Below are 13,783 nucleotides of genomic sequence, written 5' to 3' on the forward strand. Positions count from 1 at the left end.
AAAAACCACAAAATAAACCTAATCTTGTTGCGGTAGATGTTACAACCTTAGCACAAGGTGATGTGGTGAAAGTAAAAGCTGGGAATAGCACAAAGCGTGCGGTAGTTTTGGAAGTGGTAAAAGACAATGTGCGTGTTGAGTTAGAAAATGGCTTAACAATGTCCGTTACCGCAGAGCGTTTATTTGCATAATTCTCATTATTTCGTTAAGTAAGAAGTCATCATCGTGATATTTACTTTGATTAGGACATTTGAATGAAGTTTAATAAAAGAAAAGGCTACTTAGCCAGTTTGGTGCTAAGTGCCTTATTTGTTAATGCGGATCTTGCCGTTGCTGTTGCACCTAAATTGAAGGCAACAGATATTGTCATTCCTGAGCCAACTGAAACGAACCAGTTGGTAACAAAGCGTGTTGCAACGCGTTTAACCCAATCTCATTATCGTAAATTTCAGTTAGATGATGATTTTTCGCAAAAGATTTTTGATCGCTACTTAAAAAATTTAGATTTTAACCGCAATACCTTTTTAGCTTCAGATGTCGCTGAAATGCGAGCTAAATATGGTGATAAGCTTGATGATCAGCTTAACCAAGGTAAGTTAGATATGGCGTTTGCGATCTACGATCTAATGATGAAACGCCGTTATGAACGCTATAAATATGCTTTATCGCTTTTAGACAAAGAGCCAAGTTTAACCACAGATGCACAAATTGAAATTGAACGCAAAGATGCTGCTTGGCCAAAAACGGAAGAAGAAGCCAATGAGCTTTGGGCGCAGCGTGTTAAAAATGACATCATCAATTTGAAGCTCAAAGGTAAGAATTGGCGTGAAATTAAGAAAACCTTAACGAAACGCTATGATTTGGCAATCCGCCGTTTAACGCAAACTAAAGCTGATGATATTGTACAAGTGTATTTGAATGCTTTTGCGCGTGAAATCGATCCACACACAAGTTATCTTGCGCCAAGAAGTGCAAAAAGTTTTAATGAAAGTATGAACCTTTCATTAGAAGGCATTGGGGCAACCTTGCAATCGGAAGATGGGGAAACCATTATCCGCTCACTAGTGGCTGGTGCGCCGGCTGATCGCAGTAAAAAATTAAGCCGGGTGATAAAATTGTTGGTGTCGGTCAGGCAAAAGGTGAAATTGAAGATGTTGTTGGTTGGCGTTTAGATGACGTGATCGACAAGATCAAAGGGAAAAAAGGCACGAAAGTTCGTTTAGAAATTGAGCCAGAAAAAGGCGGAAAATCCCGCATTGTTACCCTTATTCGAGATAAAATTCGCTTGGAAGATCAGGCGGCGAAATTAACCGTGGAAAAGGTTGATGGCAAGCAAATTGCCGTGATTAAAATTCCAAGTTTTTATCTTGGTTTAGCGGAAGATGTGAAAAAACTGCTTGCAGAAATGAAGCAGAAAAATGCACAAGCCTTGATTATTGATTTGCGTGAGAATGGCGGTGGTTCGTTAAAAGAAGTGGTTGAATTAACTGGCTTATTTATTACCGATGGGCCAGTGGTTCAGGTGAGAGATGCTTATCAACGCATTCGTATTCACGAAGATCCGGATAACACTCAAGATTATGCAGGGCCACTCTTAGTGATGCTCAATCGCTTTAGTGCTTCTGCGTCTGAAATTTTTGCAGCAGCAATGCAAGATTATAACCGAGCGATTATTATTGGACAGAATACCTTTGGTAAAGGAACTGTTCAACAAAGCCGTCCATTGAATTTTGTGTTTGATTCAGAAGAAACCCCAATGGGGCTAATTCAATATACCATTCAAAAATTCTATCGTATTAATGGCGGAAGCACCCAGTTGAAAGGGGTTGCGCCAGATATTACGTTCCCATCATTGATTGACTTGAAAGAATATGGGGAAGAAAACGAAGATAATGCGTTGCCTTGGGATAAATTGCCACCAGCTCCTTATTCTGAGGCTGGGAAATCAAGAGAAGCAATTAATGCACTGGAAGCTCCGCATATTGCTCGAATGGCGAAAGATCCTGAATTTATTGCGCTTAATGAAGATCTTAAAGTGTTAGATGAGCGCCGTGAGCGTAAATATTTATCATTGAATTTTGCAAAACGCAAAGCAGAGAATGATAAAGATGACGCAAAACGCTTGAAAGATTTGAATGCGCGCTTTAAACGAGAAGGTAAAAAACCATTGAAGAAACTTGATGATTTACCGAAAGATTATGAAGCCCCTGATTTCTACTTAAAAGAGGCAGAAAAAATGGCGGTGGATCTCATTAATTTTGATGAAAAACATCATCTTTCGGGTGCAGAAGTAACACCGAAAAAATAACTAAATTTCTGACCGCACTTTAATAAGTGCGGTGCTTTTTATTGTGATTTTTATATTTAAGGACTCTAGAATGTTAAAAACGACTTCATTTAAGTTAGCTACACGCGCGGCTTTATTGACGTCTTGTGCTTATGTGGGAACAGCTATTGCGGCAAACACCGCACCAGTGTTGAATGCAGGGCAATCCTCAACGCCGGCAATGGTAAAACTGACGAATGAACAGCTTTTACTCGAACGAAAAGCGATTGCTGAGAAAATCGCAACAGAACGTAAAGTGGAGGAAGATCGCCTCAATGCAGAACAGCAACAGCGTTCAGAACAGCGCTTAACAGATATTATTGGCACGCAGCCGTTGATGTTTAAATCGGCGGTAGCCAAAATTTATACGCAAAATGATTATGTGTTGCTGTGGGAAGATAAAAAAGCCGAGAAACAATTTTTACGCGAATATGCAGCATTGGTGGCGAGTGGTATTTCTCGCCAGTCAGCACAAAATTTAGATCGTATCTATAATGCTGAGGGCAAAGATCGTTTGATTTATGATATTTTGCTTACTGACGCATTCCTTGATTATCTTTACTATTCACAAAATGCGCTGAAATCTGCGCAGAAATGGTTATATTCTCCAACTGCTTATAAAAGTGCAGAACCCTCAGAGCAAGAAATTCAGCGCTGGTTAAGTGCGGTGAAAAATAATCAAAATTTTGAATTTGTTGCACAACTTGCGGGTAAAAATAATTTATATCGCCAAACTTTATATCAGCTAGAAGCCTTAATTTCTTCAGGAAAAATGGATCGTAACCAGATCTATAAATTGGCGATCAACACGCAACGTTTAAGAATTTTGCCTGAGTTTATAAACGGGCTTTTTGTGAATATTCCAAGTTATCAGCTTAATTATTATCGTAATGGCAAACTGGTAATGAATTCACGCGTTATCGTGGGAAAACAAGCGCGCAAAACCCCTGTGATGTATAGCAAATTAAGTAATGTTGTGGTTAATCCACCTTGGACGCCAACGCCACGTTTAATCAATGAAGATTTAGTACCAAAATTAAACGTGATCCAAGTTATGTGGCACGCAATGGTTATACCATTACAGACGGTTCAGGGCGCACCATTGATCCACATTCCATTAACTGGGCGGCGATTGGCAGCAAATTCCCTTATCGTATCCGTCAAGCGCCGGGGATAGTGCTTTAGGTAATTATAAATTTAATATGCCAAGTGCTGATGCCATTTACTTGCACGATACACCAAACCACAGTTTGTTTAACAAGAAAGACCGCGCATTGAGTTCTGGTTGTATTCGTGTGGAGCAATCCGATCAGTTAGCAAGCATTTTGCTCAAAGAAGTCGGTTGGTCTGATGAACGCAAGCGTAAAGTGTTAGGCAGCAAAAAAACCACTTCTGCGAATGTGGGGTCGGATAATCCGGTTTATCTTTATTATGTAACCGCTTGGATGGACGGTGGAAAATTACACACCTTGCCAGATATTTATGGCTATGATTCAGCACCGAATTTAAGCTATGTAAACTGGAATGCGGTGAAAAAATATTTGATGTAATGCCTAACACATTGAAAAGTGATTACTATTTTAAATTTTTTACTTTTTATGAACTAATTAGAACGTGCGTAGTCGAAAGTAAAGAATTGTAAATTTAGAGTAAAGAATTATTACTATGAGCGAGATTAATCAGCAGCGCCGTAAATGGCTTTCCCTTGGTGGAATTGTATTGGGGGTATCCTTATTACCTAATACAGTATTAGCAATGGTTTCAACGCCGAAACCACGCATTCTAAGCTTTAGAAATATCAATACTGGCGATCGTTTTGCAGGAGAATTTAACCCTACAAAAGGATTTTCTGCGGCAAGTTTGAGAAAGTTGGATTATTTATTGCGTGATAAACGTAATAACCAAATTCATCGAATGGATCCTAGATTATTTGCCAAGTTTTATCAAATTCAGCGTACTTTAGGCTTACGCAATACTGAAATCCAAATTATTTGTGGTTATCGCTCACCAACAAGTAATGCGGCAATGCGTAGAAAAAGCCGTGGCGTAGCGAGTAATAGCTACCATATTCGTGGGCAAGCGATTGATTTCCGGATTGATGGCGTGCCATTGGCGAGTGTAAAACGTGCGGCGGAAAGCCTAAATAATGGCGGTGTAGGGTATTACCCAAGAAGTAATTTCGTGCATATTGATACTGGCCCTGTTCGTACTTGGCGTGGAAGCTGATTATCCGCATTTCAAATATATAAAACCGCAAGCAAATTTGCGGTTTTATTCTTTTAATTTCAAAGAAATATCAATAAAGGACAAAAAATGAATATTGAGATTATTCCTGTTACGGCGTTCCAACAAAATTGTTCAATCATTTGGGACGATGAAAAAAATGCCGCTATTATTGACCCAGGTGGTGAGGCAGAAAAGCTAATTAAACGCATTGAAGAATTAGGCTTAAATTTAAAATTAATTTTGCTCACTCACGGACATTTAGATCATATCAGTGCAGCAGAAAAGCTGAAAAATCACTTTAAGATAGAAATTTGGGGTTCGCACGAAGCGGATCGCTATTGGTTTGAAGGCTTACCGCAACAGGCAGAACGCTTTGAAATGCTATTTGAAACCAATGCCTTTTTGCCTGATCGCTGGTTAAATGAAGAAGGGGAAGTCATTAAGGTGGGCGATTTTAATTTTGAAGTGTTACATTTACTGGGACATACACCGGGGCATATCGGCTTTATTGAACATAACAAAAGCATTGCATTTACTGGTGATGTACTCTTTCAAAACAGCATTGGACGCACAGATTTCCCCGGCGGCGATCATCAAACCTTGCTGAACTCAATTAAAGAAAAACTTTATCCGTTACCTGACGAAATGATCGTCATTGCGGGTCACGGAAATTACACGACCATTGGCAAGGAAAAGAAAAGCAATCCGTTTTTGCAGGGAATGTAGCTTTATTAAAGCAAAAAAATTTAGGCATTAAAGAATGCCTAAATTTTTGTATCAATATCAGAAACTCTTATCGAACAACAGATTAATATTTTTACTTTGGTAGGAATACATAGAAGGAATATTACTTACTTGTTTCTTCCAACTTAATTGTAATTTAGGGGTAATTCCCCATAAATGCCAATCTCGCTTCCATAGCATTAATTGGGCTTGGTAAATTTTATCAGAGCGTATTTTCCCTAAGGGCAATATGCCACCTAATTTGGCTTCCGCTTTGTATTGGCGTTTCGCAAAAGAAAAAGATAAGCGCGAAGAGATACCTTTTCCCCATTCTTGCCCCCAGCCTAAGCGCAGCGTTTTTATGTCTGAACTATATTGACGAACCCGCGTCTTTTCACGATTAAAATCAATACCCGTATAAAAATATTGGCGAGCATTGCGCAGCCATAATGCCGTAATAGAAGCAAGCTGATTAAAACCATTTGAGCCGGGTTGTGAAAAATAACGTTGCTTACTATATTCAAGTGCCGTAGAAATATGCCAATTTGGAGAAAGCCAACGAGAAAGTTCAGCGCGCAATCCCTGTTCCCATTGATAGCGGTGCTTCCCTACCCAGCGGCGACCATAAAAAGGCAAAATTTTCCAATTTTGCACCGCACTTTTATTCATATAGCCTAAATAAGTGCGGTTTAAAATATCGTTATAATCTTTATTATCCCAATAATATTTTCCCCATAATGTATTTTCAATATAAACATAATGATTGGAAAATAAATTATATTCTTTAGAAAGATTAAAGCGATAAGCGATGCCGTGCGCAGATTGCGGTAACATTTCTTTTGATTTTATAAAACCTGTATTTTCTATTTCTTGAGTGTGAGATGTATTATTAACATTAGGATCGCGCAAATAATTGAAACTCAAGTTACTTTGCCAGTCAGAATGTTGTTCAATTGCATTCAAATACTGGTCAAGTAAATGTACAATATTCGCTGGTAAGTTTGGTTCAGCTTTGGCTTTCTCAAATTGTTCTTTGGCAGCAGTTAATTGCTGATCGGCAAATAGGGTTGTTGCAAGTTCAATTCTTACAGGGTTTAAATCAGGATTTATGGCAAGAATTTGACGAAAATAAGAAATAGCCGTTGCATAATGCTGTTGTAATTTTTCTGAAACGCCTTGGGCGAATAAAACTAAATATCATCTTTTGTTCAAATTGCTGATAAATAGGTAGCAAGGTTTCCGATTGAAGCATTATTTGTTGCAATATCGCTAAATTTAATAAATATTCTGCCAGGTTTTTATCTTGTTTAATTTGTTCAATTGGCACTTTAATTTTTTCAGATTTTGTTGGCTGAATAAATGGCATTGATTTTACTGGCTTTTCAGGTTGCGCAACATATTGATGTTGTTCTGGCTGAAAAGTATTTTCGGCTAAAATTGAAAAAGGTAATAAGCTAATTAAAAATAGTTTTTTCATGGTGAGAAACTCGAAAGTAAAGGAAAAGCCACTGCAAGCAGTGGCTTGATTGAGATTAACGTTCGCCAGTGAATACGGCGTTTATCGTTGGATATGCTGAGTGATTGTGATCTACGATTTTAACTTTTCCAGCTACTTGTGCCGCATTTTTGCCCATAAATTTTCCTTCATAGTTGCCCGTATATTTAACATCTTGTAATTCATAAGTATTACTAGAATAATTCGGTGCATTATCAGTGAAATGTGCATTACCAGTGAACTCTAAAATACCATTATTTGTAGTGATCTTGGTATTTTCTAAATAAATATTTCTATCTTGTGTATAAGTCCAGGAAGGATTACTAGCTTCATCATTTATGATGCTTTTCCCATTTACTTGTTGATTAATAAAATCAGCAGTGAGAGTGAAAGTGCCTTCACTAGGTTGATTATTATACCTAGGAGCAATTAATGTCTTTCCAGTATAAGTTGCTACACCAGGTATTCTTTGCAAATGATCTAGGGCTGTCATCCGCGTTGGATTACCGCCATAAGCAATTTGGTGTAATTCTCCATTTTATAAGTAATAGAATAACCCGAATCTTCTAAATTATAGTTATAATTTTATAAACATTGAGTTCTGGTTGATAGTTAGTTGTATAATCTTGAGTCATTTCTACATAACTCGTAATATTTTCACTGCGAGTACCATCTGCCGTGATATTGCCATAAACCTTATTATCTTGTGGTTGCGTGCCATAATAATATGAGCTATCTGTTGCAATTACACGTTTATCCACAAATCTTCCATTTTCTTCCTCACGAGTTTTTCGTGCTTGTTCTTTTTGCTCAAGTTCAGAATTAGTGAGAGAAAAACCTTTAGTGAGTTGGTTATATTGCGCTTCTAAATGTCGGTTTTCATTTTTGAGATGAGAAATTTCTTGTTCTTTTCGTTGACTTTTTGTTCTGCTTCATTGCGTTCTTGTTCTAATTGATTACGGTGTTCATAAACATTTTGTAACTCGTTATTGGCTGACTCAAGGAGCATATTGGCATAGTCGGCATCAGCCTGAGCATTTTTCAATTGATTTTGAACTTCTGTCAGTTTTAGAGATAATTCTTGCAATCTATTTTGATCAATAACAGATCGCTCTTTCAGTTTATTTAGCGATTTTTCAGTCGCTTGTAACTCTTTCTCTAATTTTTCTTTCTGACTATTGGCAAGGGAAAGTTGCTTTTCGGCTTGTTGCAGCTTTTCTTTGGCTAAGGTTTCTTGTTGAGAAAGTTGGTTAATATTCTCATTTGTTTGACTAAATTTCTCTTTTTCCGCTTCTAGTTGTTTTTGTTTTTCTGAAATTTCATTAATTTGTTCCTGATATTTCTTTATCGTTTGCTGTAAATTTTCAATAGTTTTTTCTTGAGTTGTAGGGGATTGGTTTTGTGCGGTATCTTCTGATGAACTTGAACCACCACTAGATGACCCACAAGCCACCACACCTAATGAAATTAATAATGCCAATGCCGTTGTTTTAAATTTAGGTTGCATAAAAAATTCCTCTATAAAAGATTGTTAAGTTAAATAAGGGAGTTTATTTTTAGGAAAAACAGGATTTTTTTCTAAAAAACAGCAAAACTTTCTTAGTTTAAAAAAAAAAAACAAGAGGTTAGCGATCTTTTAGCGAAAAATTTGATCTTTATTAAGATTTAAGTAAAAAAGAAGAAGGGAAAAATTTGGCAAAAAACAACCGCACTTTTATAGAAAGAAAAAAGCGGAAATAACTCCGCTTTCTTGATTGAGTTGAGTTTATTTCAAAACCAAAATTGGTTTTTTGCCATAGCGTGCCACTTTTACTGTGTTGCTGCTTAAGCCTTTGGCGTTTGGTTTGCTGCTGGCGAGCATAATAATGAGATCCACTTCTTTTTCATCGGCAATGCGGTTGATTTCTTCATAAATTGTGCCGTGGGCGACAATATGTTGTACTTTTGTGCCTTCTGGGAAGTGGGCTTTGGTGAAATCGTGTAGGGTTTTGTTGGCTTCTTCAATGACAGATTTGTCAAAGTTTTTTGGTAAGAATGCGGAGATAAAGCTGTCGTCAATGGGTTCGATAATGGTAGCGACACGGTAAATCGCGTTAGGATTGTGGTTGGTGAGCTGAAGGGCGGTGTCCACTACATATTTTGCGCTTTTCAGATTGCTGAGATCAATGGCAATAAGCAGTTTGTTGTACATAATAAGATCCTTTTATCTTGTTGTGCTTTCAACATTTGGAAAATTTCATAAATTTTGACCGCACTTGAATGCGTTAAGTGCGGTCAATTTTTTTATTGTTTTTTTGCTCTACGGCGTTGATTAAATCCAACAAGGAGAATAATCAATAAGCCTGGAATGAACATCCATTCTTTGGCAGTAGCCACTTTTGGTAAAGAAATATCGAGTAGGGTTTGATCCCAATTTAAGCCTGCTTTGGCGGCAGGGGAATCAATTTCAACCATATCAATAATGACTTTTGGTGTCGCTTTGCCATCAATTTCAATGCTTTCGCCTGTATTGAGCAAGGTTAAGCCGAGTTTATTTAGGCGCTCTTCACCGGTTTTTCCTTCTGGCACGCTGAGTTCAGAATAGAACTCAATTTGTTTTCCATAAGGATTGGTGCCGGCCACTTTGACGGTAATTTTTTCATCAACTGGCACTTTTTCCAACTCTTGTGCCAAATGCACTGGCTCAATGTGATAAGAGGTTGGCGAAATATATTCCATAAAGAAACCAGGGCGGAAAATAATAAATGCCGCAAAAATAAGGGCAACAGTTTCCCACACTTTGTTCTTCGTGATGAAATAATTCATTGTGGCGGAAGTAAAGGCGAGTATGGCAATGGTGGATACCACCGCGACCAGTATGCCTTTTGCCCAGCCCACATCAATTAATAACAGATCCGTATTAAAGATGAACAAGAATGGCAAGATCGCTGTTCTTAGGCTGTAAAAGAATGCCACTAAACCTGTTTTGATTGGGCTACCACCTGATACTGCCGCAGCAGCGAAAGAAGCCAGACCCACAGGTGGGGTTACGTCAGCCATAATCCCGAAATAGAACACGAATAAATGCACGGCAATCAGCGGTACGATTAAGCCATTTTGTTTACCCACTTCTACAATCACTAATGCCATTAAAGATGACACCACGATATAGTTAGCCGTGGTTGGCAAGCCCATTCCTAGAATTAAGCTGAATATTGCCACAAGGATAAGCATAAGCAAGATGTTACCCATTGAGAGCATTTCGATAATGCCAGAGAGCTGTACGCCAAAACCAGTGAGTGAAACAACACCGACAATAATTCCTGCGGTTGCAGTGGCGATACCAATCCCGATCATATTACGTGCGCCTGTTTCTAAACCATCAACAAGGGCATCAACGCCTTGTTTAAACAGATCTTTCGTGATCGGTTTGTTACGGAAGAAGTTTAGTAACGGATGCTGAGTGACTAAAATGATCATCAAGGTAACTGTTCCCCAGAAAGCAGATAGCCCTGGTGAAAGCATTTCGACCATTAAACACCAAATTAGCACCACAACAGGAATTAAATAATGCAAGCCTGCATTTACCGTTGGTTTGGCGGACGGCAGTTTTACCACTGGGGAATTAGGATCATCAATTTCTAAATCAGGGAATTGTGCCACACGGCGAATTAAGGCGAGATAAATCAGCGCCAATAACACCGCAACGATTAAGAAACTATGATCCGGTGCAACGGTTTTCAACCAGCCTAAACCAAACTCCACGCCAATTACTAAGCCGATCACGACTAAAATAGTGCTGACCAATTTTAGCAAGGTAACTAAAACGGATTTGGTGGATCGGTTCTTGGCAAGCCGTGCAAGTTCATTTTTAATGCTTCTAAATGCACGATATAAACCAATGCAATATAAGAAATCAGTGCAGGCAGTGCCGCATAGGTGATGAGCTGGCTATATGGCATATTGACATATTCGATCATCAAGAAAGCCGCTGCGCCCATTACCGGTGGCATAATTTGTCCATTTACCGATGAAGCCACTTCTACCGCGCCTGCTTTTTCTGCTGAAAAGCCCACGCGTTTCATCATTGGAATGGTGAAAGTTCCGGTGGTTACTACGTTAGCAATAGATGAGCCTGAAATTAGCCCCGTTAAGCCTGATGACACCACAGCCGCTTTCGCTGGCCCACCACGCAGATGTCCAAGATAAGCAAAAGCAGTTTTAATGAAATAGTTACCCGCGCCCGCTTTATCAAGCAATGCACCAAATAATACAAAAAGGAACACATATTTGGTGGAAACCCCTAATGCCACACCAAACACGCCCTCAGTGGTTACCCATTGTTGGTTCACCATTTGTGAAAGTGAACCTGAACGGTGGCTGATGATCCAATCTGTTGGCAGGAATTGCCCGAAGTAGTTATAAGCCAAAAATACACTGGCGATAATCACCAAAGGCAAGCCAAGGCTACGGCGACAGGCTTCTAACAGCAATAACACGCCTAGACAGCCAGCAATAATATCTTGCGTATTGGGTGCGCCGAAACGTGTGACTAAACCTTCATAAAAGAAAATGTAATAGGCACCTAAAAATGCTCCAAGGGTGGCAAAAAACCAATCTAACAACGGGATACGATGTTTTGGTGAGGTTGCAAAAGCAGGGAACGATAAATAGGCCAAGAACAATGCAAAGGCAAGGTGGATCGAACGCGCTTTAGTGTCATCGATCACCACATTAATATCTAGCCCCCAATTACGAACGGCTTCTTGTAGCCAAAATGGCACAGGAGAGGTGTAATAAAGTTGAAAAACCGACCATAAAATCGCGGTAATTACGATCAGTTTTCTGCTTGCACCAGTAGGATTTCGTCCGCCTGAATCATTGGAGGCGACCATATCTTGCAGATCATCGTCGTAATCCATTTTTTTTTGTGGATTCGGACATAAAATCTCCCGAAAAATTTGAAATAATGAAAACGGAAAAAGGCAGGGCTAAGCCTGCCTAAATAATAAAGATGAGATTATTGTAACCAACCACGTTCTTTATAGTAACGCACTGCACCTTCGTGTAATGGCGCAGAAAGTGCGTTTTTAATCATCTCTTCTTCTTTAAGATTGGCGAACGCAGGGTGTAAACGTTTAAAGCGAGCAAAGTTATCAAATACCGCTTTAACTACCGTATAAACTTTGTCATCAGGCACATCTGAAGATGTTACTAAAGTCGCATATACCCCGAAAGTATCTACTGGATTATCTGTACCACGATATAACCCACCCGGAATAGTTGCTTTCGCATAGTAAGGATTTGCCGCCACTAAACGATCAATCGCTTCACCTGTTACAGGAACAAGATGAGCATTACAAGAAGCCGCTGCTTCTTTCAACGCACCATTTGGGTGACCAACGTTATAGGTAATCGCATCAAGATTGTTATCACACATTACCGATGCCATTTCAGCAGGTTTTAATTCAGACGCCACTTTAAATTCTTTGTCTGTCCAACCTTTCGCGGCCAAAATTACATTCATTGTTGCGCGCGTACCAGAACCCGGATCGCCCACATTCACACGTTTACCTTTCAAATCATCAAAAGAATTAATATTTGAATCATCACGCGCCATTAAAGTGAACGGTTCTGGGTGAATTGAGAACACTGCACGCAATTTATCATTTTTCTTACCCGCAAAGGAGCTTGTACCGTGGTAAGCGTGATATTGCCAGTCTGATTGCGCAATGCCCATTTCCATTTGATCTGCCGCAATTGCATTTAAGTTTGCCACAGAAGCACCAGTTGAAGGTGCGTTACATTTAATATGAGTTTTTGCGGTATCACGATTCACTAATTGACAGATTGATTGCCCAACCACATAGTAAACCCCAGTTTGACCACCTGTACCGATGGTAACAAACAGATCTTCCGCTTGCACAGAAAAAGAGGTGGCTGCTACACCCGCGATAAGAGAGAGTTTTAATAATTTTTTCATTTTTACTCCTTTACTTTTCAGTTTATAGAAAGGCTTAACCGCTTTAGAACAAAGCTTATGCCTAAGAGATGTTGTGTTGCCCTAAAACTTTCACAAAAGTTTTTACAAAAATTTTACAGACGAACAAGATATACCCTAGATTGCTTCTTGTTGCAATCATTTTTTACACTAGTGCGGTATTGTTTTGACGAATTTTTATCCATAAAAATAAAATTTAAGGAACTTTTCCACGAAAAAGGAAACTAATAGGGGAATTCACGGGAAACCATTCCCAATTACCCCCGCAAGGGAATATTCATTAACCTAAGGAGTTAAAATGAAAGCATTAAAATCTGTATTAGCATTAAGTTTAGCAATGGCAGTATCATCAACCGCTTTTTCAGCGGAAAAAACGGTTGCAACTGACGCAGTAAAAGATACTGCTCAAACAATGAAACAAGACATGGTAAAACAAGGTAAAAATCTTGTGACAGAAAAAGCCAGCAAAGCAAAAGACAAAGTGCTTGATACAAAAAGTGCGGTAGAAAATAAAGCAAAATCTGCCAAAAAATCAGTAGAAGATAAAGCTACCTCAATGAAAGAGAGCGCAACAAAAGCCAAAGATAAAATGGCAGACAGCAAAATACTGTTGAAAGCAAAGCAAAATCTGCCAAAAAAGCCGTGGAAGATAAAACCACTTCAATGAAAGATAGCGTAACAAAAGCCAAAGACAAAATCTCAGACAGCAAAAAAACTGCTGAAACCAAAGCTAAAAACAGCGCCAAATCAGCTGCTGAAAATGCAAAAAACAAAGCATCAGAAAAAGCAAAATCTTTGAAAGATCAAGCTAAATCTTATGTTGGTGAAAAATCAACATCAATAAAGCAGACGCAAAAACCTTACAAAACCTTTCTGGTATCGGTGAAGCAAAAGCGAATGCGATTGTTGAATATCGTAATAAAGTAGGCAAAATCAAATCTGTTGAAGAATTATCTAACATCTCAGGTATCGGCGAAGCCACCATCGAAAAAATCGCCCCTTACTTAAGTTTCTAAAAACTTGCAAAAAAAGC

11 protein-coding genes and 4 pseudogenes are annotated in these 13,783 nt (G+C 38.8%); 7 read left to right on the top strand and 8 right to left on the bottom strand.

All coding sequences use genetic code 11. The features are described from left to right. The 5 genes and pseudogenes from C3Z13_RS11660 to C3Z13_RS04335 form a co-directional block, all read left to right on the top strand. Window positions 1-191, top strand: a pseudogene (locus C3Z13_RS11660) (RNA chaperone ProQ); the annotation flags it as partial. 63 nt (window positions 192-254) lie between these two features. Beyond that, window positions 255-2,308: pseudogene (prc, locus tag C3Z13_RS04320) on the top strand (carboxy terminal-processing peptidase). Window positions 2,309-2,378: 70 nt separating this feature from the next. Further along, a pseudogene (locus tag C3Z13_RS04325) lies at window positions 2,379-3,876 on the top strand (L,D-transpeptidase family protein). A gap of 115 nt (window positions 3,877-3,991) precedes the next feature. After that, entirely contained in the window at window positions 3,992-4,552 is a 561-nt protein-coding gene (mepK, locus tag C3Z13_RS04330; protein WP_103855103.1) for a peptidoglycan L,D-endopeptidase MepK, read from the top strand. Window positions 4,553-4,639: 87 nt separating this feature from the next. Further along, window positions 4,640-5,278, top strand: coding sequence for an MBL fold metallo-hydrolase (locus C3Z13_RS04335; RefSeq protein WP_103855104.1), 639 nt, complete (start codon window positions 4,640-4,642; stop codon window positions 5,276-5,278). Between the two features lie 57 nt (window positions 5,279-5,335). Here the strand turns inward: C3Z13_RS04335 and C3Z13_RS04340 are convergent, their stop codons facing one another. The 8 genes and pseudogenes from C3Z13_RS04340 to C3Z13_RS04375 form a co-directional block, all read right to left on the bottom strand. Beyond that, window positions 5,336-6,412: a surface lipoprotein assembly modifier gene (locus C3Z13_RS04340; RefSeq protein ID WP_103855105.1), complete on the bottom strand. Its 1,077-nt coding sequence runs from the start codon at window positions 6,410-6,412 to the stop codon at window positions 5,336-5,338. Continuing rightward, window positions 6,375-6,752: a hypothetical protein gene (locus C3Z13_RS04345; protein WP_103855106.1), complete on the bottom strand. Its 378-nt coding sequence runs from the start codon at window positions 6,750-6,752 to the stop codon at window positions 6,375-6,377. The genes C3Z13_RS04340 and C3Z13_RS04345 overlap by 38 nt, the downstream gene beginning before the upstream one ends. A gap of 55 nt (window positions 6,753-6,807) precedes the next feature. Further along, complete coding sequence (locus tag C3Z13_RS04350; protein ID WP_103855107.1) at window positions 6,808-7,263, bottom strand: HupA family protein; 456 nt, start codon at window positions 7,261-7,263, stop codon at window positions 6,808-6,810. Between the two features lie 73 nt (window positions 7,264-7,336). Further along, window positions 7,337-7,531, bottom strand: coding sequence for a hypothetical protein (locus C3Z13_RS04355; protein ID WP_103855108.1), 195 nt, complete (start codon window positions 7,529-7,531; stop codon window positions 7,337-7,339). A 104-nt stretch (window positions 7,532-7,635) separates the two neighbouring features. Then, complete coding sequence (locus tag C3Z13_RS04360; protein ID WP_146256866.1) at window positions 7,636-8,250, bottom strand: hypothetical protein; 615 nt, start codon at window positions 8,248-8,250, stop codon at window positions 7,636-7,638. A gap of 285 nt (window positions 8,251-8,535) precedes the next feature. After that, the gene (locus tag C3Z13_RS04365; protein ID WP_103855110.1) at window positions 8,536-8,961 is read right to left on the bottom strand and encodes a universal stress protein; all 426 of its coding nucleotides are present in this window, start codon (window positions 8,959-8,961) and stop codon (window positions 8,536-8,538) included. 92 nt (window positions 8,962-9,053) lie between these two features. Beyond that, window positions 9,054-11,671, bottom strand: a pseudogene (locus C3Z13_RS04370) (TRAP transporter permease). 98 nt (window positions 11,672-11,769) lie between these two features. Continuing rightward, window positions 11,770-12,732: a TAXI family TRAP transporter solute-binding subunit gene (locus C3Z13_RS04375; protein WP_103855111.1), complete on the bottom strand. Its 963-nt coding sequence runs from the start codon at window positions 12,730-12,732 to the stop codon at window positions 11,770-11,772. A gap of 316 nt (window positions 12,733-13,048) precedes the next feature. On the opposite strand from C3Z13_RS04375, the gene C3Z13_RS04380 reads away from it, so the two are divergent. Beyond that, the gene (locus C3Z13_RS04380) at window positions 13,049-13,417 is read left to right on the top strand and encodes a hypothetical protein (RefSeq protein WP_103855112.1); all 369 of its coding nucleotides are present in this window, start codon (window positions 13,049-13,051) and stop codon (window positions 13,415-13,417) included. Window positions 13,418-13,586: 169 nt separating this feature from the next. Continuing rightward, complete coding sequence (locus tag C3Z13_RS12185) at window positions 13,587-13,766, top strand: ComEA family DNA-binding protein (RefSeq protein WP_245872547.1); 180 nt, start codon at window positions 13,587-13,589, stop codon at window positions 13,764-13,766. The last annotated feature ends 17 nt before the right edge of the window (window positions 13,767-13,783 follow it).

The sequence above is a fragment of the Avibacterium endocarditidis genome (genome assembly GCF_002921145.1).
Classification (GTDB): domain Bacteria; phylum Pseudomonadota; class Gammaproteobacteria; order Enterobacterales; family Pasteurellaceae; genus Avibacterium; species Avibacterium endocarditidis.